This window comes from Rhodocytophaga aerolata (assembly GCF_030503435.1).
Lineage (GTDB): Bacteria > Bacteroidota > Bacteroidia > Cytophagales > 172606-1 > Rhodocytophaga > Rhodocytophaga aerolata.
In genome coordinates, this window is the sequence record NZ_JAUKPO010000025.1 from 70,192 (window position 1) to 92,806 (window position 22,615).

General features: G+C 38.2%; 21 protein-coding genes. 18 read left to right on the top strand and 3 right to left on the bottom strand.

The window, feature by feature from the left end; translation table 11 throughout:
- Positions 1 to 129 precede the first annotated feature (129 nt).
- Complete coding sequence (locus Q0590_RS27705) at positions 130 to 1,374, top strand: competence/damage-inducible protein A (protein ID WP_302040899.1); 1,245 nt, start codon at positions 130 to 132, stop codon at positions 1,372 to 1,374.
- 391 nt (positions 1,375 to 1,765) lie between these two features.
- A complete protein-coding gene (locus Q0590_RS27710) occupies positions 1,766 to 3,187 on the top strand; it encodes a dihydrolipoamide acetyltransferase family protein (RefSeq protein WP_302040900.1) in 1,422 nt (473 codons plus the stop codon).
- Positions 3,188 to 3,259: 72 nt separating this feature from the next.
- On the opposite strand, the gene Q0590_RS27715 is transcribed toward Q0590_RS27710, so the two are convergent.
- On the bottom strand, positions 3,260 to 3,844 hold the full coding sequence (locus Q0590_RS27715) for a DUF3347 domain-containing protein (protein ID WP_302040901.1): 585 nt from the start codon (positions 3,842 to 3,844) through the stop codon (positions 3,260 to 3,262).
- Between the two features lie 47 nt (positions 3,845 to 3,891).
- A complete protein-coding gene (locus Q0590_RS27720; protein WP_302040902.1) occupies positions 3,892 to 4,338 on the bottom strand; it encodes a response regulator in 447 nt (148 codons plus the stop codon).
- Between the two features lie 459 nt (positions 4,339 to 4,797).
- Here Q0590_RS27720 and Q0590_RS27725 point away from each other — a divergent pair, with 459 nt between their 5' ends.
- The 13 genes from Q0590_RS27725 (at position 4,798) to Q0590_RS27785 (ending at position 17,963) form a co-directional block, all read left to right on the top strand.
- Positions 4,798 to 5,310, top strand: a complete 513-nt coding sequence (locus Q0590_RS27725) for a YceD family protein (RefSeq protein WP_302040903.1) — start codon at positions 4,798 to 4,800, stop codon at positions 5,308 to 5,310.
- A gap of 78 nt (positions 5,311 to 5,388) precedes the next feature.
- Entirely contained in the window at positions 5,389 to 5,583 is a 195-nt protein-coding gene (gene rpmF / locus Q0590_RS27730) for a 50S ribosomal protein L32 (protein WP_302040904.1), read from the top strand.
- Between the two features lie 96 nt (positions 5,584 to 5,679).
- Entirely contained in the window at positions 5,680 to 6,621 is a 942-nt protein-coding gene (gene plsX, locus Q0590_RS27735; protein WP_302040905.1) for a phosphate acyltransferase PlsX, read from the top strand.
- A 64-nt stretch (positions 6,622 to 6,685) separates the two neighbouring features.
- Complete coding sequence (locus Q0590_RS27740; protein WP_302040906.1) at positions 6,686 to 7,687, top strand: beta-ketoacyl-ACP synthase III; 1,002 nt, start codon at positions 6,686 to 6,688, stop codon at positions 7,685 to 7,687.
- Between the two features lie 70 nt (positions 7,688 to 7,757).
- The gene (gene efp, locus Q0590_RS27745; RefSeq protein WP_302040907.1) at positions 7,758 to 8,321 is read left to right on the top strand and encodes an elongation factor P; all 564 of its coding nucleotides are present in this window, start codon (positions 7,758 to 7,760) and stop codon (positions 8,319 to 8,321) included.
- A gap of 110 nt (positions 8,322 to 8,431) precedes the next feature.
- On the top strand, positions 8,432 to 8,926 hold the full coding sequence (accB, locus tag Q0590_RS27750; protein WP_302040908.1) for an acetyl-CoA carboxylase biotin carboxyl carrier protein: 495 nt from the start codon (positions 8,432 to 8,434) through the stop codon (positions 8,924 to 8,926).
- Positions 8,927 to 9,027: 101 nt separating this feature from the next.
- On the top strand, positions 9,028 to 10,371 hold the full coding sequence (gene accC / locus Q0590_RS27755; protein WP_302040909.1) for an acetyl-CoA carboxylase biotin carboxylase subunit: 1,344 nt from the start codon (positions 9,028 to 9,030) through the stop codon (positions 10,369 to 10,371).
- Between the two features lie 548 nt (positions 10,372 to 10,919).
- Positions 10,920 to 12,251, top strand: a complete 1,332-nt coding sequence (locus Q0590_RS27760; RefSeq protein ID WP_302040910.1) for a UDP-glucose dehydrogenase family protein — start codon at positions 10,920 to 10,922, stop codon at positions 12,249 to 12,251.
- Positions 12,252 to 12,349: 98 nt separating this feature from the next.
- Positions 12,350 to 13,288 (top strand): UDP-glucuronic acid decarboxylase family protein, encoded by a 939-nt coding sequence (locus tag Q0590_RS27765; RefSeq protein WP_302040911.1) that lies wholly within the window; start codon positions 12,350 to 12,352, stop codon positions 13,286 to 13,288.
- Between the two features lie 68 nt (positions 13,289 to 13,356).
- Positions 13,357 to 14,646, top strand: a complete 1,290-nt coding sequence (locus Q0590_RS27770; protein WP_302040912.1) for a nucleotide sugar dehydrogenase — start codon at positions 13,357 to 13,359, stop codon at positions 14,644 to 14,646.
- Between the two features lie 108 nt (positions 14,647 to 14,754).
- Positions 14,755 to 15,795 carry a UDP-glucose 4-epimerase GalE gene (galE, locus tag Q0590_RS27775; RefSeq protein ID WP_302040913.1) on the top strand — a complete coding sequence of 347 codons (1,041 nt, stop codon included), beginning with the start codon at positions 14,755 to 14,757 and terminating at the stop codon, positions 15,793 to 15,795.
- A 56-nt stretch (positions 15,796 to 15,851) separates the two neighbouring features.
- Positions 15,852 to 16,901: a dTDP-glucose 4,6-dehydratase gene (rfbB, locus tag Q0590_RS27780; RefSeq protein WP_302040914.1), complete on the top strand. Its 1,050-nt coding sequence runs from the start codon at positions 15,852 to 15,854 to the stop codon at positions 16,899 to 16,901.
- Between the two features lie 81 nt (positions 16,902 to 16,982).
- A complete protein-coding gene (locus tag Q0590_RS27785; RefSeq protein WP_302040915.1) occupies positions 16,983 to 17,963 on the top strand; it encodes an SDR family oxidoreductase in 981 nt (326 codons plus the stop codon).
- Between the two features lie 471 nt (positions 17,964 to 18,434).
- Here the strand turns inward: Q0590_RS27785 and Q0590_RS27790 are convergent, their stop codons facing one another.
- Complete coding sequence (locus Q0590_RS27790) at positions 18,435 to 19,517, bottom strand: Ldh family oxidoreductase (protein WP_302040916.1); 1,083 nt, start codon at positions 19,515 to 19,517, stop codon at positions 18,435 to 18,437.
- A 175-nt stretch (positions 19,518 to 19,692) separates the two neighbouring features.
- Between Q0590_RS27790 and Q0590_RS27795 the strand changes: the two genes are divergently transcribed.
- The 3 genes from Q0590_RS27795 to Q0590_RS27805 are packed head-to-tail and all read left to right on the top strand — an operon-like array spanning position 19,693 to position 22,601.
- Positions 19,693 to 20,943 (top strand): putative DNA modification/repair radical SAM protein, encoded by a 1,251-nt coding sequence (locus Q0590_RS27795; RefSeq protein ID WP_302040917.1) that lies wholly within the window; start codon positions 19,693 to 19,695, stop codon positions 20,941 to 20,943.
- A 19-nt stretch (positions 20,944 to 20,962) separates the two neighbouring features.
- Positions 20,963 to 21,781, top strand: a complete 819-nt coding sequence (locus Q0590_RS27800) for a metallophosphoesterase (protein WP_302040918.1) — start codon at positions 20,963 to 20,965, stop codon at positions 21,779 to 21,781.
- A gap of 52 nt (positions 21,782 to 21,833) precedes the next feature.
- A complete protein-coding gene (locus tag Q0590_RS27805) occupies positions 21,834 to 22,601 on the top strand; it encodes a TIGR03915 family putative DNA repair protein (RefSeq protein WP_302040919.1) in 768 nt (255 codons plus the stop codon).
- Positions 22,602 to 22,615: the final 14 nt, after the last annotated feature.

The window sequence follows — 22,615 nt, forward strand, 5'->3', positions numbered from 1 at the left end:
CATAATTGCAAGCGATAACTTTACTTATTCTGCTCCAGTATGTAACCTTACGGGTAGTTTTTTGTTCAGGTTTAGAAAGCAGAAAAAAATACTACTTTTGGCTTGATAAACACCTGATCATTTAACGCTATGAAACACATACTGGCTGAAGTAATTACTATTGGCGATGAAATTTTATACGGACAGATTACTGATACAAATACCCAGTGGATTAGTACAGAACTAGACAAATTAGGCATTCGTACGGTTAGAAAGTCTTCTGTAGGAGATGATAAAGAACGTATCTTAGAGATACTCCAAGAGGCAGAGTCCCGGGCAGACATTATTCTAATTACAGGTGGCCTGGGCCCAACAAAAGATGATATAACTAAAAATGTACTGGCGCAATATTTCAATTCTACCCTGGTTATACATGAGCAGGCCTTAATGGAAGTAACAGCCTATTTTAAAAGTAAAGGAAAAGAACTAACGGAGATAAATCGTTCTCAGGCTGCTTTACCAGATACCTGTACATTCATATCTAACAAACGGGGCACGGCTCCAGGTATGTGGTTTGAGAAAAACGGGAAAGTATTTGTATCAATGCCTGGCGTACCCCACGAGATGAAAGGCATGATGACAGACACCATTCTCAGCAAACTTCAAAAGCACTTTGAAACCCCAGTTATCTACCACAAAATGATTAAAACAGTAGGTATTGGGGAATCTTTTCTGGCTACTAAAATAGAACAATGGGAAGATAATTTGCCACCTCATATAAAACTGGCTTATTTACCAACGATGGGTCAGGTGCGGCTCCGGTTAACAGCCACTGGTACAGATTTAGCCACATTGCAAGCAGATGTGGAAGCACAAACCACCCAACTTCAGAGCCTGGTAAGTGATTATATATATGGCTACGATAACGACACGTTGGAATCAGTAACAAGCGAATTATTGCTCAAGCACAGATATACCATTGCCGTAGCGGAGAGTTGCTCAGTGGGCTATATAAGTTATAGCCTTGGCTCAGTAGCAGGATGTTCGCAGTATTTTATGGGAAGCATAGTTGCCTATAGCAATGAGGCTAAAATTAATTTACTAGATGTAAACCGGAATACCCTTGAAAAATATGGTGCCGTTAGTGAAGAAACGGTAAAAGAAATGGCGCAACAAGTCCGGCTGAAATTTAACACAAGCATTGGTATGGCTAGTAGTGGTATTGCCGGCCCGAGTGGTGGCAGTGAAGATAAGCCAGTAGGCACTGTATGGATTGCTTATGCAGATGGCAAACAAACAGTTGCCAGAAGGTTGCAATTAGGTAACGACCGTGATCTGAATATCAAGCTTACTGCCGTACATGTTCTGAATTTATTAAGACAAAGTATTTATTAGGGCTACTTACTTGTGTTCATTTGTAAAATTTAGTAAGAATCATTAGACTCTTCATCTTAAATTTACCAATACCTGCATATAGGCTGAATCGTAGGCTAAACCTGATTGCAGAATGTAGCGAAGGAAGCAATAGGATAAAAATTTTATTTGATTTTCATTAAATTCTGCCAAAAGTTGCTATAGCTACTTACCTAATAAGCAGATAACTACTTGCCTGATGCATAGTATACAGGTAACGGGTATAGGGAAACTCGTTACCTGACTCAGATATTTACTGAAAAATACTACTTTTGTACTAGAAATAGATACCAATAAAGAATTGCTCTGGCTTACATAGGCTAAACATTCATCCATTAAATTATACATCAGCAACCTAACCTCAAAGCCGAATATGTCACAAGTAGAAATGGTAATGCCTAAAATGGGCGAAAGTGTTATGGAAGGCACCATCTTGAAATGGTTAAAAAAAGTAGGCGATAAAATTGAACAAGATGAACCAGTGTTGGAAGTAGCTACAGATAAAGTAGATGCTGAAGTTCCAGCTATTCATGCCGGAATATTAAAGGAGATACTTGCCCAGGAAGGAGCAGTAGTAGAAGTTGGTAAACCCATTGCCATTGTAGCTACCACACAAGAGGAAACACTTGCCAAACCTGAATCACCTGCTACAGGCAACCCATCCCCTTCTCAGGCTGACGAAAATGCTGCCCGGGCACTAGAAAGCCAAATACACTCATTATCTACCAGTAATGGTAGCACACGGCTGGAAAAACCATTATCCGGAAGGTTTTATTCACCTTTGGTACTTACCATTGCCAGAGAAGAGAACATTCCTATGGAAGAACTGGAATATATTCCAGGTTCTGGGGCCGATCATCGAGTTACCAAAAAAGATATTTTAAACTACCTGGCAAACCGGCAGAAAAACCCTGCTCCAGTTACTACATCAACAGCTGTTGTCACCGAGAAACAATTGCCTGCTACCAAACGGGAAGCGCCTGAAACAGAGAAAACAGTAGAACAAAAAAACAGTGCTCCAGAAACTGAACGCACTTTCACTTCTGCCTCTGCTCCTACAGTTTCAGTATCTTATTCCGGTCAAGCTGATATTATTGAAATGGACCGTATGCGAAAGGTAATTGCCCAGCGTATGGTTGACTCCAAACGGATTTCCCCCCACGTTACCTCTTTTGTTGAAGCGGATGTGACGAATATTGTATTCTGGCGCAACCGGGTAAAAAATGACTTTAAGAACAAGGAGGGAGATGCTATAACTTTTACGCCTATTTTTATAGAAGCCGTAGCCAAAGCACTGAAGGATTATCCAATGGTAAATGCCTCTGTTGAGGGTGATAAAATTATAGTTAAAAAGGATATAAATATTGGTATGGCGGTGGCTTTGCCTAGTGGCAACTTAATTGTGCCGAATATTAAAAATGCAGATCAGTTAAATCTGGTGGGATTAACTAAGAAGGTAAATGAACTGGCACGCAAGGCCCGTGAAAATAAGCTTACACCCGACGATTTAGCAAATGGCACATATACCACCTCCAATGTTGGATCTTTCGGAAATGTAATGGGCACGCCTATTATTATGCAACCGCAAATAGCTATTATGGCTTTTGGCGCTGTACAAAAGAAACCAGCTGTAATTGAAACCCCCACCGGCGATACTATTGGTATCCGTCATTTTATGTTTTTATCTCACTCGTACGATCACCGGGTAGTAGATGGAGCCTTGGGTGGAATGTTTGTTAGAAAAGTAGCTGACTACTTAGAAAATTTTGACATAAACCGAAAAGTATTTTCCTAAAAAAAAGGAACGTGTTTGCAAATACGTTCCTTTTTTACTTATAAATGATTTGGTTTGCAGTAGTTAATTTAGTTATTCAAAAGCTAAGGTTTCCTGTACTTCTCCGCAAGTTAGCATCACATCGCCAAAATACGGATTCTTAATGTCACTCTGGGCACTTAACCAGAAAGCCCCCTTATCATCAAAAGCCATAGGGCAATATTGCTTGTATAAGGTAGTTTCAGACCCAAATTCATTCACCATGGCATACATAGTAGTAGACAAATCTTCAAATCTGAGCCGCTGTTCATCTAGTTTTTGAGATGCCTGTACGGTTTGTGCAGCTCTGGATAAGGAGTTTTTATAAGTAGACCATTTCTGTGCTACCTCACCTGATAACGCAGTAGAATCTACCTGAGTTAAGGTAATCAGCAAGTCGCCTGCTTTGGCGCTTGCTTGTGTAGTATCTGAAGCAACCAGGGCATCTTTTAAAGATAAATAGCTTTTAACGGTATTATCCAGTTGTGATTGAAAATTATCCGGAACTTCTATAGCTGGTTTTATTTTAGCCGTTGTACCTTCAGTTGTAGTTTCTTTGTTGGTTTGGTCACAAGCTACCCAGGCAAGGCTACCTATACAACACACCCATATTATAAACTTATTTTTTATCCTATTCATCGCATTATATGTTTAGTTTATACACTAATGAATTATTGGTAAATGAATTAACTACCAGGCTCAGAAGAATCATCACCTGATTTTATTGACGACAACCAGAAATCATCAATTATTTTAATTACATAAGCAAATTGGGCAAAATCTACTGGCTTAGTAATATAACAGTTAGCATCACTTGCATATGTCTTAGCTACATCTTGTTCTGAAGAGGAAGTAGTAATAACTACAACAGGTATAGCTTTCAGTGTGGCATCCTGTTTAATCTCTTGCAACACCTCCTGCCCGGATTTCCGTGGTATATTTAAGTCGAGTAAAACTACATCCGGTGTAACAGCTTCAGTAAACGGCGGACGCTTGAACAAAAAGTCCATAGCTTGTACGCCGTCCTTTACACTATATAAGGTATGACTGATATTTCCTTCCTTCAAAGCCTCTTGTATCAGCCTGCTATCAGCCAGATTATCTTCTACCAATAAAATCTTAATTGTTCTCATGTACCTTTTCCGTAATACCAAAGAATGTCCACAATAGTTAGATGAAGCAGCACATATCCTTTTGAGCCCAAATATAGTAAAAATACCAAATGATTTTTTTAGCAAAGCTGGTCCATAACGGTTTCTAAGCGTAAACTTCTGTATGAACCTTGCTTATATTTTAATTACCTGGCAACATCAATCAATTAATTATTGTAAGCATTTGATAATGAGATGTATAACAAACCAACAATGTCCAACTATAATTATAACACTTGTATTTGGTAAAAGATATTGCGCTATTAAAAGAAAACCTTGAATGATACTATTCTGCAACTGATACCAGTCTATAAGCAGATTAAACTAAAATATGAATACTTATTTTTAATAATAGAAATTATCTACTAAATTTGCACTCTTAAAATTCAGGAGGTATTTAGCGTGAAGGATTTAAAAGAATACTCTATTGAAATATCAAGATTGAGCAATAAAAAGCACGACTTTGAATTCGATTCAGGCGCTGCTTTCTTCAGTAATTTTGAGAATAGTTTGATAGAGGAAGGAGCATTCAAAGTAAAACTGACGTTAGATAAGTCAGAGACCATGATGTCTTTGCACTTTCATATAACTGGCAGCGTACAACTTATATGCGATCGAACATTGGAACCCTTCGATTATCCAATTAATATTAAGCAAAAATTAATATTTAAATTTGGCGATCAGGATGAGGTTCTGACGGATGAAATAGAAATAATTAAGCGGGATACGCAGCAGATAAATATAGCCCAGTATATCTATGAGTTTATTGGTCTGGCTATACCTATGAAAAAGCTGCATCCTAAGCTAGCAAAAGGCCATTTCGAAGAAAATGAAGAAGGTATCCTGGTATACTCTTCCGGAACTACTGGTGAAGTTGACTCGGAAAGTACGCCCGATTCTGACGAACCAATGGACCCTCGCTGGCAGATTTTAAAAAACTTAAAAGATAATTAACACCTACATACAGGCTATGATAGTCTGTATTGTTTTGTTTATCAAGTAAAACAAAAAGATTTATAACATCATACTACAATGGCACATCCAAAGCGAAAAATTTCGAAGACTAGAAGGGATAAAAGAAGAACTCATTATAAAGCAACAGCAAGCACAATTGCCATTTGCCCAACCACGAACGAGCCTCATTTATATCATAGAGCGTATGTAGTAAATGGCGATTTGTACTACAAGGGCAAAGTAGCCATAGAAAATTATACCTCTATTGCTTAATTTTCTTAAATACGAATGAGTGTATGCAAAAATGAGTATATGCCTATTGGAATGTACTCATTTTTGTATGTTTTCTAACCAAACCATTCATTTTACATGAAAATTGCCATAGATGCTATGGGAGGAGACTTTGCTCCCCAGGCTGTTATAGAAGGCACCTTGCTGGCAAGTGAAGAGCTTCCTTCAGACGTTAAACTTATTCTGATTGGTAAAGAACAGGTCATACAGGAGCTGCTACATACGCCTACGCTTGCTTCAAACAATATCGAAATTATTCATGCCGAAGAAGTAGTTGAAATGGGAGAGCATCCTACCAAAGCGCTTACCCAAAAAACTAAATCAAGCATTGCTATTGGCTATGGTATGCTGAAAGCCGGACAAGTCAATGCATTTTGTAGCGCTGGCAATACTGGTGCTATGCATGTAGGGGCAATGTTCAGCATTAAGGCTATAGAAGGAGTTATGCGCCCATGTCTTTCAAGCCATGTTCCCAAAGAAGATGGTAGTTATGGCGTAATTTTAGATATAGGAGCCAATGCTGAATGTAAACCTGATGTACTTGAACAATTTGCTGTTATCGGCTCCATTTATGCCAAGCATATTCTTGGGATTAAAAACCCGCGTGTAGGCTTAATGAACATTGGCGAAGAAGAGCAAAAAGGCACTCAGATTCTGCAATCTACTCACCAGTTGTTAAAAGCTAATTCAAAGATCAACTTTATTGGCAACATTGAAGGACGCGATGTTTATTCAGATAAGGCAGACGTAATAGTGTGTGATGGATATACAGGAAATGTCATTCTTAAAATGGCAGAATCCGTGTATGATGTTATGCATAAGCGGGGGTTAGAGGATGAGTTTTTCGCCAAATTTAATTACGAAGCTATTGGAGGTAGTCCCATTTTAGGTGTAAACGGGAATGTAGTTATCGGACATGGGGTATCTTCTCCGTTAGCCATTAAAAACATGATTTTGCTGGCGAAAAAAATGGCAGAATCCAACATCTATTTAAATATAAAACAAGCACTCAGTAGCTAAATTTTATACTTTTAAAAGGTATCTCTTTTTACATACCCTTGTATACACACTTTAGACTTATCAAATGAGTAAAATAACAGCCGCTATTACAGGTATTTGCGGATATGTTCCGGATTACATCTTAACCAATGCTGAGCTGGAAAAAATAGTAGATACCACCGATGAGTGGATTACAACCCGTACCGGCATTAAAGAGAGGCATATTCTAAAAGGAGAGGGATTAGGCAGCTCATTTATGGGAGCAAAAGCTGTACAAGGCTTACTAGAGAAGACGGGTACAAATCCCGAAGAGATAGACTTGTTGATTTGTGCTACTACTACCCCCGATTACGTTTTTCCTGCGGCTGCCAATTTAATTTGCGATAAAGTAGGTGCAAAAAATGCTTTCAGCTACGATGTTCAGGCTGCTTGCTCAGGTTTTCTCTACTCGATGGTAACGGGAGCACAGTTTATTGAAACTGGCAAATACAAAAAAGTAGTTGTAGTTGGCTCCGACAAAATGTCCGCCATAGTAGATTATCAGGACCGTTCCACATGTATTATTTTCGGAGATGGAGCTGGGGCAGTGCTGCTGGAACCAAATTACGAAGGCCTCGGATTAATAGACTCTGTACTTAAAACAGATGGTTCAGGCGTTGCTCATTTATATCAGAAGGCAGGCGGTAGTGTAAAGCCACCCACGCATGCTACCATTGATGCCCGTGAACATTATATATATCAAGAAGGCTCTACCGTCTACAAATTTGCTGTTACTAACATGGCTGATGTTTCCGCACAGATAATGGAGCGGAACAAATTAACAGGCGATGATATAGCTTGGCTTTGTCCACACCAGGCAAATAAGCGTATTATAGACGCTACTGCTAATAGAATGGCCATTGGCCCTGAGAAAGTAATGATAACTATAGATAAGTTTGGCAATACTACCAATGCCACCATTCCTCTGAACTTGTGGGAATATGAATCTTTCCTCAGGAAAGGAGACAATATTGTGTTTGCTGCATTTGGAGGAGGCTTTACGTGGGGATCTGCCTACCTGAAGTGGGCATACGATGGGAATAAATAGCCACCGATAAAACGCAAATTACCCAGTTCTATCAACACATTTTTTAATTAAATAACTGCTCATACCTAAAATGGCCACTACTGCAGATTTTAAAAACGGATTATGTATAGAGTTTAACAATGGGCTATACACAATTGTAGAATTTCAACATGTAAAACCAGGAAAAGGCGGTGCTTTTGTAAGGACGAAATTAAAGAACCTGACCAATGGTAAAGTTATTGAAAATACCTTTAACGCAGGTGTACAAATAACCACTGCCAGAATAGAAAGAAGACCCCATCAATTTCTTTACAAAGACGATTTTGGGTATAATTTTATGGATAGTAACACTTTTGAGCAGGTAGTATTGGAAGAAAAATTAGTACCTAATGCCGACCTTATGAAAGATGGACAGGAAGTAGAAATTATCTTTCATGCAGAAACGGAAACTCCCTTAAGCTGCGAATTACCATCTTTTGTAGAATTAGTTGTTACTTATACAGAACCTGGCATCAAAGGAGATACAGCAACAAACGCCAGTAAGCCAGCAACCCTCGAAACAGGAGCTACCATAAGAGTTCCGCTGTTTATTGACCAGGACGAAAAAATTAGAGTAGATACACGTACCTATGCATATGTTGAACGAGTAAAATAAGAAACAACACTTGTTTGAAATTCAACAGAACTTGATGTTTATTTGCACCTTCGTAACATACTTACGATGTTTGAACTAAGTCAGTGTATCGATACATAACTGTTTAACGCATGAAAGCCAAAGAGATACAAGAATTAATAGACTTTATTGCAAAGTCAGGCCTCGAAGAAGTAAATATTGAAACAGAACAATTTAAACTAAAGGTAAAGCGTAACTCTCCACCTCAATACAAATTTCCGGAGCCAGTCTATCAGCCTGCTCCTCCTGTGGCAAATCCTTCTGTTGCTACTGCACCTCTACCCCAGATCATTCAAGCACCGGCTACTCCTCCTGCTTCTACTACTTCAACAGGGAATGAAGCGCAGTATGTTACAATTAAATCTCCTATGATTGGTACATTCTACCGTTCATCAAATCCTGATGCACCTATGTTTGTGAATGTAGGCGATGATGTAAAGAAGGGGCAAACAGTTTGTATTATTGAGGCAATGAAACTTTTCAATGAAATAGAATCGGAAGTATCCGGCAAAATTGTAAAAATATTGGTTGAAAATGCTTCCCCTGTAGAGTATGACCAGCCACTGTTCCTGGTAGATCCATCCTAAGCAGTTTGGTATGATCTAAGAATTTATTATTTGTGGATTGGTGATGCTATGCAAATACATGCTTAGTGTTGCATTTTCAAATTTACCTATTAAGTCCCACTATGTTTAAAAAAATTCTCATTGCCAACAGAGGAGAAATTGCCCTACGTGTAATCCGTACCTGTAAGGAAATGGGCATAAAAACAGTAGCTGTTTACTCTACTGCTGACAAAGATAGCTTACATGTAAAATTTGCCGATGAAGCGGTATGTATCGGTCCTCCTTCCAGTAAACAATCTTACCTGAATATACCTAATATAATTGCTGCTGCAGAAATTACTAATGCCGATGCTATCCATCCAGGATATGGCTTTTTATCTGAGAATGCAGAGTTTTCAAAAATCTGCGAAGAATACAATATAAAATTTATTGGTGCTTCGCCTGCCATGATAGATGCAATGGGCGATAAATCTTCTGCAAAAGATACCATGAAAAAAGCAGGAGTACCTACTATACCCGGTTCAAATGGCTTATTAGAATCAATTAGCCAAGGTAAAAAATTAGCTGCAGAAATACGGTATCCGGTTATAATTAAAGCTACGGCTGGCGGTGGTGGCAAAGGAATGCGTATTATCAAAAGTGAAAAAGAATTTGACAAAGCATGGAATGATGCCAGAATGGAAGCTGCTGCTGCTTTTGGGAATGATGGATTATATCTGGAGAAATATGTAGAAGAGCCTAGGCATGTAGAAATACAAATTGTGGGAGATAAATATGGTAAAGTCTGCCACTTATCTGAAAGAGACTGTTCTATACAACGGAGGCATCAAAAATTAGTAGAAGAAACTCCCTCTCCAATTATTACCCCGGAACTTCGGAAAAAAATGGGCGAAGCTGCCATCAAAGGTGCTTCAGCTATTAATTATGAAGGAGCCGGAACCATTGAATTTTTAGTAGATAAATACGGCGATTTCTATTTTATGGAAATGAATACCCGTATCCAGGTAGAGCATCCCATTACCGAAGAAGTAACTGATTTCGACTTAATTAAAGAACAGATCAAAGTAGCTGCCGGAATTCCCATTTCTGGGCAAAACTATGAGCCAAATTTATTTGCCATAGAATGCCGTATAAATGCTGAAGATCCTGCGAATGGTTTCAGACCATCACCTGGTAAAATCACTAATCTACATTTACCTGGCGGCAGGGGTGTCCGGATTGATAGCCATGTATATTCTGGATACACAATTCCACCTAACTACGATTCTATGATTGCCAAAGTAATCGTTAGTGCTCAATCACGTGAAGAAGCATTGGTACGGATGAAAAGAGCCCTTCAGGAATTTGTAATTGAAGGTATTAAAACAACTATTCCTTTCCACATCAGACTAATGGATGATGAAGGTTTTAAATCCGGCAAATTCACTACCTCATATTTAGATACTTTCGATTTTACAGGATTGTAAATTATTCACTAACGTCAAAAAGACCCCTTAAAAGGTCTTTTTGACGTTTATATTGCTGTAATATTCATTTACAGTTTCCATATCTGGATTTAGCTATTCCAAAATCCTTAAATAATCCACACAAAAATAGCCAACAAGTACACTATCATAATCAAATAGTAATTGATATATACCTAACATTTTATAATTGCATTTTATAAGCAAATCATAAATGTTACAAAACGTGATTTACTTATTCTACCAAAATAGTATGTATAGAAGTATGTAATATTTCTCCGTAAAATGCTAATAGTCGAGCGAATTATACTCACATAATTGGTGGAAGTAAAAACTATACTTATAAGATAAAATATAAATTTTAGTAATAATCAATGAAATTATAGAATAAGCACAAAAAAAATATACTTTCTCCGAATAACTATATACATTTACTTACCAGATAAGATTTTGCATAGATGATAAAGCCCTTTTATCTATAAAATCAGGCAGAACTTTTATAATCCAAACATTAATAATTAAGCATTTAACAATCATTATTTTTAACAATTATGAAAATAGCTGTTGTAGGAACTGGTTATGTTGGTTTAGTAACAGGTACTTGTTTTGCTGAAACAGGCAATGACGTAACCTGTGTAGACATCGATGTTCAAAAAGTAGAAAAGCTAAAAAATGGCATCATCCCAATTTATGAACCCGGCTTAGATATTTTATTCGACAGAAATACCAAAGCCAAGCGTTTAAAGTTTACAACAAACTTGGAGGAAGGTATAAAAGATGCGCAGATTATCTTTTTAGCACTACCAACTCCTCCCGGCGAGGATGGTTCAGCAGACTTGAAATATATACTCAAAGTTGCTGATGACTTAGGCCCGCTACTAGAGGATTACACAGTTATTATAGATAAAAGCACAGTACCGGTAGGTACAGCTGAAAAGGTACACGAGCGTATAGCCCGAAATGCAAAAGTAGAATTTGATGTAGTATCTAATCCTGAGTTTTTGCGTGAAGGAGTGGCGGTTGAAGACTTTATGAAACCTGACAGAGTAGTAATCGGTACCACTTCTGAAAAAGCTCAAAAAGTACTCTCTCATCTCTATAACCCCTTAGTAAGGCAGGGAAATCCAATCATATTTATGGATGAGCGTTCTGCTGAAATGACTAAATATGCTGCTAATGCGTTTTTAGCTACTAAAATCACATTTATGAACGAAATAGCTAATTTGTGTGAAAAGGTAGGAGCTAACGTAGATGCTGTTCGTATGGGTATTGGTTCAGACTCTAGAATAGGTAAACGTTTTCTCTTTGCAGGTATAGGCTATGGTGGCAGCTGCTTCCCTAAAGATGTGCAAGCATTGGCAAAAACATCTGCCGACTATGATTATGATTTTCGTATTTTACAATCTGTAATGGAGGTAAACCAAAATCAGAAAACTAAGTTAATTCCCCGGATAAAAGAATATTTCAATGGCGAGCTCAAAGGAAAAACTGTTGCTGTATGGGGATTGGCATTTAAACCATATACAGATGATATAAGGGAAGCTCCTGCTTTAGAAAACATAAAAATTCTACTTTCTGAGGGTGTCAAGATAAAAGCATATGACCCGGAAGCTTCTGAGAATGTACGGAAATTAATAGGAGATAAAATCGTATTAACAGATGGTCCATATTCAGCGCTTGAAAACGCAGATGCCTTATTAGTTGTTACTGAATGGCCTTTATTCCGTACACCAGATTTTGATGTTATGAGTAAATTGTTAAAAAACAAAGTTATTTTTGATGGAAGAAATCTCTTTGACTTACAGGAGATGAAGGAATTAGGCTACACATATTATAGCATAGGACGCGAAGCCGTTTTAACACCTGTATTAACTCACAGTTAATTCACCCAATTGAGATATACTTCTGTATTTGCTCTGGTCAATATACCAGAGCAAATTTTTATTACTCTTAACTTTATATCTGACGTACATACTATTTTATGAAACGTGTACTTATTACTGGCGGTGCCGGCTTCTTGGGCTCTCATCTATGCGACAGATTCATTAAAGAAGGTTACCATGTTATTGCTATGGATAATCTAATTACTGGATCTTTACGCAACATTGAACATTTATTTAAACTTCCACAGTTCGAATTTTATAACCATGACGTATCTAACTATGTGCACGTGGAAGGGCATATAGATTATATTTTACATTTTGCTTCGCCTGCCAGTCCAATTGATTATTTAAAAATTCCCATTCAAACGTTGAAAGTGGGTTCTTTAGGTACTCATAACTTGCTAGGATTGGCAAAAGCAAAAAAAGCTAGAATGCTCATTGCTTCAACTTCAGAAGTATATGGCGATCCTCATGTACACCCGCAAAATGAAGATTACTGGGGGAACGTTAATCCAATTGGCCCACGTGGCGTATACGATGAGGCAAAACGTTTCCAGGAAGCTATGACTATGGCCTATCATACCTATCATGGCTTAGAAACCCGTATCATCAGAATTTTTAATACGTATGGCCCCAGAATGAGGCTAGACGACGGTAGGGCGCTTCCTGCCTTTATTGGTCAGGCTATACGTGGTGAGGATTTAACTGTATTTGGTGATGGCTCCCAAACACGCTCTTTCTGCTATGTAGATGACCTGATAGAGGGAATTTACCGCTTACTGCTAAGTGACTACTCATATCCGGTAAACATAGGAAATCCTGATGAGATCACTATTAAAGAATTTGCTGAAGAAATAATAAAGCTAACAGGAACAACTCAAAAAATTTCATATAAGCCATTACCCAAAGACGATCCTAAACAGCGCAGACCAGATATTACCCGAGCTAAAGAAATTCTAGGTTGGGAGCCAAAAATATCAAGAGCTGAAGGATTGAAAATTACTTACGATTTTTTTAAGAACACTGTTAAGAAATAATATTTGAATTTTTATAGTAAATTAAACATTCAAGGCTCTAACTTTGCCTTGAATGTTTTTTATTTTATATGATTCACGAACTTATTAATAAACAAGCAAGGTTAGCCGTTATTGGTTTAGGATACGTGGGTTTACCCATTGCTCTGGCTTTTGCAAAGAAAATTAAAGTTATTGGGTTTGATATTAACAAAGACAGAGTACTATTAATGCGTAAAAACGTTGACCCAAGTGGGGAATTATCTGCTACTGACTTTGAAAACTCAGATATTTCTTTTACTTATGAACCTCAGGATTTACGCGAAGCCTCATTTTTTATAGTAGCTGTGCCTACTCCAATAGACGCACATTCAATGCCAGACTTAAAACCGTTACTATCAGCCAGCCGAACAGTAGGTAAGGCATTAAAAAAGGGGGATTATGTAGTTTTTGAATCTACTGTGTATCCTGGCTGTACAGAAGAAGATTGTATCCCTCTCTTAGAGCAGGAATCAGGTTTAACTCTCCGGAAAGATTTTAAGGTAGGGTATTCACCTGAAAGAATTAATCCGGGAGATCGAGAACATACATTAGCTAAAATCACAAAGGTAGTTTCTGGTTGTGGCCCTGAGTCGTTGGAAACAATAGCAAAAGTATATGAATTAGTAGTAGAAGCAGGCGTACATAAAGCTTCCTCTATTAAAGTAGCAGAAGCAGCTAAAATTATTGAAAATACCCAGCGTGATTTAAATATAGCGTTGATGAACGAATTGTCAATGATTTTTGACAAGCTTAAAATAAATACGTATGAAGTATTAGAAGCAGCTGGCACAAAATGGAACTTCTTGAAATTTTCTCCGGGTTTGGTGGGTGGCCATTGCATAGGTGTTGATCCATATTATCTGACTTATAAATCCAAAGAACTAGGCCACGATCCTAAAGTGATTCTCAGTGGACGGCATATAAATGATGCTATGGGAGCATACGTAGCTAAACGTACCATCCAGCTGATGGCTAAAATGGGTAAAGACATCATAAAGTCAAGGGTGTTAGTAATGGGTGCCACCTTTAAAGAGAATGTAGAAGATATACGCAACTCTAAAGTGGCTGATGTAGTAAATGAATTGCTCAGCTTCGGTGTGAAAGTTGACGTTATAGATCCTCATGCTGACTCTGAAGAGTTAAGGCACGAATATGGATTTAGTTTGACTCAACAGTTACATACATCTTATGATGCTATTATCTTAGCTGTAAGCCACAAAGAATATAGTAACTGTGCTGAAAGCTATTTTCAGAATTTAGCTGCGCCTGATGCTGTGTTTGTTGATATCAAAGGTATTTATAGAGATAAAATTAAGCATTTGCGTTATTGGTCTTTATAAAAATACAAACAGGTCTTCAGACTGCGATTTAAAATGGTTTGCTTCATACTTTTAATAATGTTACTGTAAGGCACGCAATATTGCTTATCTCACTTAATAAATTTTATCATGAGTAAAATCATAGTAACCGGAGGTGCCGGATTTATAGGATCACATACAGTGGTAGAGTTATACCGGGCAGGTTTTGAACCTATTATTATAGATGACTTTTCAAATTCTGAACAATCCGTTATAAAAGGCATAGAAAATACAATTGGAGATAGTGTTTCCTGGTACCCGGCAGATTGCAACAATCAGCAGGTTATGGAAACTATATTTGCTAGAGAAAAGGATATTACAGGCGTGATACATTTTGCTGCTTTTAAAGCAGTGGGTGAATCTGTACAACAGCCCATCAAATACTACCGGAATAATATAAATTCATTGCTGGTGATTATTGAAATGATGCTGAAATACAATGTGCCAAACTTGGTATTTTCATCCTCTTGTACAGTATATGGTCAACCTGAAAAATTACCGGTGAATGAAAATTCGCCCATATTGCCAGCACAATCTCCCTATGGCAATACCAAGCAACTGTGCGAAAATATACTTGCGCAGATTGGTCTGGCAGGCAAACCATTAAAATCTGTGGCGTTACGGTATTTTAATCCGGTAGGTGCACATCCATCAGGAAATATTGGCGAATTGCCCATAGGTACGCCTGGAAACCTGATTCCTTTTATTACGCAAACTGTTGCTGGTCATCGGCCGCAATTGACTGTATTTGGTAATGATTATAATACGTCAGATGGCACCTGTGTTCGTGATTATATACATGTAGTAGATTTAGCTAAAGCACATGTAAAAGCCTTAGAGTTGCTTGACCGGACTTCTCTTTCGCCATTCTACGATGTATTCAATGTAGGTACTGGTGCAGGCAATACAGTGCTTGAAGTAATCAAAACTTTTGAAATGGTTACAGGCCGTAAAGTAAATTACAAAATTGGCCCAAGAAGACCTGGGGATATTGAGCAAATTTATGCGGAAGTAGATAAAGCCAGAGATGTTCTTCGTTGGCAGTCAAGTCTGACTCTCCGCGATGCTTTAAAAGATGCGTGGAACTGGCAACAGAAGTTAAAAGAAAAAGCTGAGCAAACAGCTACATAATTTCATTGCTAATATGTCTACTTTTAAAAGTAATTAAAAGTTATATTTATCATAGAGTGAAAAAAATCCTTATTACCGGAGGCGCAGGCTTTATTGGATCGCATGTTGTTAGATTATTTGTAAACCGCTATGAAGATTACCAGGTATATAATCTGGATAAGCTTACCTATGCAGGCAATCTGGCTAACCTTTCAGATATAGAGCACATGCCCAACTATGTCTTTGTAAAAGGAGATATAGTAGATGCTGATTTTGTTAGTGAATTATTTATTACTCATCAATTCGATGCAGTAATACATCTAGCAGCAGAATCACACGTAGACCGGTCTATCAGTAATCCGATGGATTTCATTTATACAAATGTGGTAGGTACGGCCAACTTGCTAAATGCGGCAAAAGCTATATGGAAAAACTCAAGTGCTGATCATTTATTTTACCATGTGTCTACTGATGAAGTGTATGGATCTTTGCACAATCCTGATGAGTTTTTTACTGAACAAACACCTTATGACCCTCAGTCTCCTTATTCTGCCTCTAAAGCATCTTCCGACCATTTAGTAAGAGCTTATCATAATACATATAAGTTACCAGTTGTTATTACCAACTGCTCTAATAACTATGGCCCCAATCAGTTTCCTGAAAAATTATTGCCTTTATGTATTAATAATATAAGGAATAACAAGCCTTTGCCTGTGTATGGGAAAGGTGAAAATGTCCGCGACTGGTTATATGTAATAGATCACGCCCGTGCTATTGATACCGTTTTTCATAAGGGCAAAGTGGGAGAAACCTATAATATAGGTGGATTTAACGAGTGGCGTAATATCGACATTGTGCATTTGCTTTGTCAGGTAATGGATAAAAAGTTGGGCCGAACAGCAGGCGAATCTGCTAAATTAATCACATTTGTAACAGACAGAGCCGGTCATGACCTGCGTTATGCCATTGACGCTTCTAAAATAATGAATGAACTAGGCTGGAAACCTTCACTACAATTTGAAGAAGGGCTAGAAAAAACGGTAGACTGGTACCTCACTAATACTAACTGGCTTGAAAGTGTAACTTCAGGAGCTTACCAGAATTATTATGCACAACAATATAAATAAACTTGATGCAGTGATAGCCGGTAATCTTCAGTAACTTCAAGCCCTCATCAAAGTATAAATTCAGTATAAGGGCAGAAAAGTATGTACTACAACGCATTTCATGTAGAAGATTTAAGCAAATATCAGTTTTTAGTAACAGGAGGCGCAGGCTTTATTGGCTCACATCTAGTAGAATACCTGCTGCAACACAAAGCAGGCAAAGTACGCGTGTTAGATGATTTATCTACCGGCTTTCAACAAAACCTCGCCAGCTTTGCCAATAATCCGCAACTTGAATTTATTAACGGAAGTATTTGTAATGTACAAACTTGCCAACAAGCCTGCCGCAATATAGATTTCGTTTTTCATGAAGCTGCGCTAGGCTCTGTACCCCGAAGCATTAAAGATCCTGCTACAACCAATGCGGTAAATATTGACGGTTTTTTGAATATGCTGGTGGCAGCCAAAGATAACCAGGTTAAACGTTTTGTGTACGCAGCCTCTTCGTCTGTTTATGGCGACAGCCAGGAACTGCCCAAAGTGGAAGCACGCATTGGCAAACCCTTATCTCCCTATGCAGTGACTAAACTAGTAAATGAACTCTATGCAGATGTATTTGCTAAAACCTATGGGCTCGAAGTTATTGGTTTACGCTATTTCAATGTATTTGGCCCAAGGCAAAGTCCCAAAGGAGCGTATGCTGCCGTTATTCCATTATTTATACAAGCTTTGCTGGAAAACAAACAACCTACCATGTATGGAGATGGAGAGCAAACCCGAGATTTTACCTTTGTAGAAAATGTAGTACAAGCTAATATAAAAGCTCTTTTTTCACCCATCGTTTCCACCAATCAGGTATATAACATTGCCGTAGGAGAGAGCACATCTTTAAATCAATTATTTTATTATATCCAGCAATTAGCTAAATCCTCTATTACTCCGCAATATGTACCAGAACGTTCAGGCGATATTCGTAATAGTTTAGCAGATATTTCAAAAGCCCAAACTCTTTTAGGCTATAGTCCAAAGGTGAGAATAAAGGAGGGATTACAAAGAACGTTTGAATGGTTTACTCAACTTTAGACATGAGTAAAGGTATCTGTATCTGTCTACAGATAATTTTTCTACAGTTTCTGAAATATTTATTATAGCCAGATGTACCTATAACTATTTCTGCAGTCCCCCTAGTGCTTGCTTACTTTTTAGGTGGATCAACTAGTATATTCAATTCTATCAGCAGATCAACTAAAAAAATAATAGTTACCACTCAAAAAGATAAGGTAACACCTTTAACAAAGTATGTAAGGTAATGTAAATGTTTGGTTAAACTTTTTTATCACCAAAAGAAATAACCCTGACTAACACATGAAACAAATTTCCGGATTATGCTTTGCATACATAAAAAAACCCTTTTCCAAGCAGAAAAGGGTTTTCAATTACTAAATAAGTGTTAAACAGGTGTATGAATAATCTGAATTATTCAAATCTTAATACTATGTAAGTAAATAAAGGTAACCGCAGATTTAAAAAAAATTTAAAATATTTTTAAATTTTTCAGTTACGTTTAAAAGGTAAACCGAATTTAGTAGCTATTTCATTTAAACTCTCTATCACTGGAGCTAATACAGGGATACCTTTCTCTTTTCTTTCTGCCTCCATCATCCGTTCTGCATCGCCCGGAATTTGTACACACGCCTCTCCTTCTACAGGTTTAGCTGCTCTGAAGGTATTAATCCAGTTATCCATGTGCTCTTTAAATTCCTGAGCCGGGCGGAAAGCATCTACACGCATAGCTCCCAGCATATGCCCAGTACCAGCACCTACCAGCTGTGTAGCAGTTCCCATAAATCCGGCAGTAGCAAACGGAGGCACCCACGGACCGTAGTTTGCGCCCGATAATACACCACACAAAATATCTACCATAGCACCCAGGCAGTACCCTTTGTGGCTACCATGCTCCCGGTCACCGCCTAAAGGCAATAACGCTCCGCCATTCTTTACTGCATGGGCATCTGTACTAGGCTTTCCCTCCGCATTTTGCACCCAGCCTGTGGGTGTGGGCTGGCTTTTCCGCTGTAGTATCTCAAGTTTACCATAAGCAGCAGTGGTAGTTGCAAAATCAGCTACAAAAGGGGGTTGCTTATCAGCCGGAATGGCAATGGCAATTGGATTGGTACCTAGTAATTTATCTTGAGAAAAAGTTGGCGCTACCAAAGGCCCGGCATGTGTCATAGCCAAGCCAATCATATCGTGTTGTAAAGCCATCATGGCATAATATCCGGCAATACCAAAATGGTTAGAGTTCCGTATAGCTACCCAGCTTGTACCTACTTGTTGCGCTTTTTCAATGGCAATTTCCATAGCTTTTGGAGCCACAACCAATCCTAAACCGGCATCTCCATCTATCACGGCTGTGCTAGGTGTCTGGTGTACAATACGGATGTTTGGTTTGGGATTTACCCGGTCCAACGATTGTAACCTGACATACCCTGGTAACCTGGCTACGCCATGCGAATCGATACCACGCAAATCAGCTGAAACTAATATTTCAGCGGCCAGCCTGGCATCCTCCTCTGGGCAACCCATTTTCACAAAAACCTGCCTGGTAAATTCTTGTAATTCGGTATACGTATACATGCTTGTATTCGCCGTTTGGCAGGCAAGATTACTTTAATTTGAGTAATTATTATAGTTTTCAGGCGAAAAAATACATGTTTTTATAAACCGTATCACCAACTCTGTTGTTATCTTACCATACTCTCTTCCTTCTTTAATTGATTATCTTCATTTTACAAACTTTCTAACATAGTTCATGTCCGATAGAATTCAGGAAAAGCTGGAGATTCTGGCAGACGCTGCCAAATATGATGTTTCTTGTTCATCCAGTGGAAGTAAGCGTGAAAATAAAAACAAAGGCCTAGGAGATGCTACTGGCATGGGAATTTGCCATTCGTTTACAGAAGATGGACGCTGTGTTTCGCTGCTTAAGATTTTGCTGACTAATTACTGCATATATGACTGTGCCTACTGTGTAACCCGCAAAAGTAATGACATTAAACGGGCAGCATTTACAGTAGAAGAGGTAGTAAATCTGACAATTAATTTTTACCGCAGAAATTATATTGAAGGTTTGTTTTTAAGCTCAGGTATTTTTAAAAATCCGGATTATACCATGGAACGCTTGGCGCGAGTAGCAAAAAAACTGCGTACCGAACATAATTTTAACGGCTATATTCACTTAAAATCTATTCCTGGCGCTAGTGATGAACTGATGAGGGAAGCCGGCCTATATGCAGATCGGTTAAGTGTAAATATAGAAATGCCTTCTGAACTGAGCTTAAAACGGGTAGCTCCAGAAAAAAACACAGCGGATATTATTAAGCCCATGTCGTATATCAGCAAGACTATTGAGGAGAACAGGCATGAAATTCAGGTATATAAAAAAGCTCCCCTTTTTGTTCCAGCCGGACAAAGTACTCAAATGATTATTGGCGCTTCTCCTGAATCTGATCAGCAGATTATGCAAAAAGCGGATGAATTGTATAAAAGTTTTCATTTGAAGCGGGTATATTATTCTGGCTACGTTCCGGTAAGCAATGATGCTCGTTTACCTGCCTTAGCTACTCCCCCACCCGTTATCCGCGAAAATCGCCTGTACCAAACCGATTGGCTCTTACGATTTTATGGATTTTCTCTGAATGAACTGTTAAACGAAGCTCATCCGAATCTTGAATTGGAAATGGACCCTAAATTAGCCTGGGCACTACGAAATATGCACGTTTTTCCAGTGGATGTAAATAAAGCAGATTATGAGCTAATTCTGCGTATACCTGGTTTAGGCGTAAAATCGGCTAAAAAAATTGTAGCAGCCCGTAAGTTTGGAAAGCTAAGGATGGAGCATTTACGAAAATTTGGTGTTATGCTTAACAGAGCCAAATACTTTTTGGTATGCGAAAGCAAAGGGTACGAAACCCGTGACCTGACGGAGGAGAAAATTAAAAACAAAATTCTATCCATATCCCAAAGTAAGTTTGCCCCAACACAGCAGTTAAGCTTATTTTGAAATCTTTAAGTAGGAGAACTTGAGCAAAAACACCCGAAGAAAATTCATCAGAAATAGCTTTCTTCTAAGCACCGGACTTTTACTGACGGATAGTTTTTGGGCAGAAAAGTTTTTTGTTCGAGTAAACGAATACGTTGTACCCACATCTGGTGGCAAACTTCAAGGTTTGTTGTTGGTTCAAATCTCTGATTTGCATCTAACTTCCATAAACTATCCTCATCAGTACATCATCAAGAAGATAAATGAAATAAATCCGCATTTGGTATTTTTTACAGGCGATTCTATCGATAAGAATGAAAACTTACCATTGCTTGAAGAATTTCTTTCTGGAATCAAGTTGAATATAAAAAAGGTGGCTATTCTTGGCAATTGGGAATATTGGGGAGGAGTTAACTTAGATAAACTTACTTCGCTTTACAACAAATACAATGGAGAGCTGTTAATCAATGCATCCAGGAAATACATGTTTAGCAATAAAGCTATTTCTGTTACCGGAATTGATGACTATATAGGCGGACAGGCAAATTATGAGCTGGCGAGAAAAAGCTTGGTAGAGAATGATTTCCATATCGTGTTAAATCATTGCCCTGAATACAGAGACCAAATTCAGCTATTACAGAAAGAGGAGAGAATAGATTTAATAGTATCAGGGCATACGCATGGCGGACAGGTTAACTTATTCGGTTTTGCACCTTTTGTGCCACCAGGCAGCGGCAACTATCTGAGTGGATGGTACAAAGCAACTACACCCCATTTGTACGTGTCTAAAGGAGTAGGTACAAGTATATTGCCTATCCGTTTTGGCGCAAGAGCCGAGATAACTATATTTCATATATGATCTGTAAACAAATAAGGTTATTCTACTCATATATTTTACTGTTTAAGTTTATATGATTCAATTCATCTATGATGGCACTTTTGAAGGCTTGCTTACAGCAGTGTTTGAAGTATATGAACGCAAAGCAGAGAAAGCCCGCATTGTTTCCAATAAAATCTTTCTGCCTGATATATTCAGTGAGCAAGTGAACATATGTACGGATGCTACAAAAGCTAACCGGGTATGGAAAGGCTTACAGAAAAAAGTATCCGTTTCTTCATTGGTGAATGTGTATTCGGTGTTTCTATCGGAGCTACCCGAAGCAGAGGAGATTCTGCTTGGCTTTTTCAGAGAAGTTTTTGCTTCGGCTGACAATGTAGAGGAAAACTATGGTTCGCATGCTGTACTACGGGTAGCCCAAATTGGCAAGCAACTTTTCCGCGAAAAACATCGCTTTGAAGCCTTTGTCCGTTTTCAGAAACTACAGGATGGTATTTTCTATGCCTATATTGATCCTGACTTCAATGTAATTCCCCTTATTACAGCTCATTTTGTGCGTCGCTACGCAGACCAGGAATGGATTATTTATGATGTAAGGCGGCAATATGGAATACATTATGATACAAAGCAGGTACAGGAAGTATATTTTGAATTTGAAGTAATGACAAAACACAGAGAAGCACCCGACGAAATACAGGATCAGCAGGAGGACTTATACCAGCTGTTATGGAAAATCTATTTTAAGAATGTAAACATACCTGCCAGGCGAAACATGAAGCTACACAAGAAAAACGTGCCTGTACGGTACTGGAAATATCTTATAGAAAAGAAACCTCATTAACATTTCACCAGACT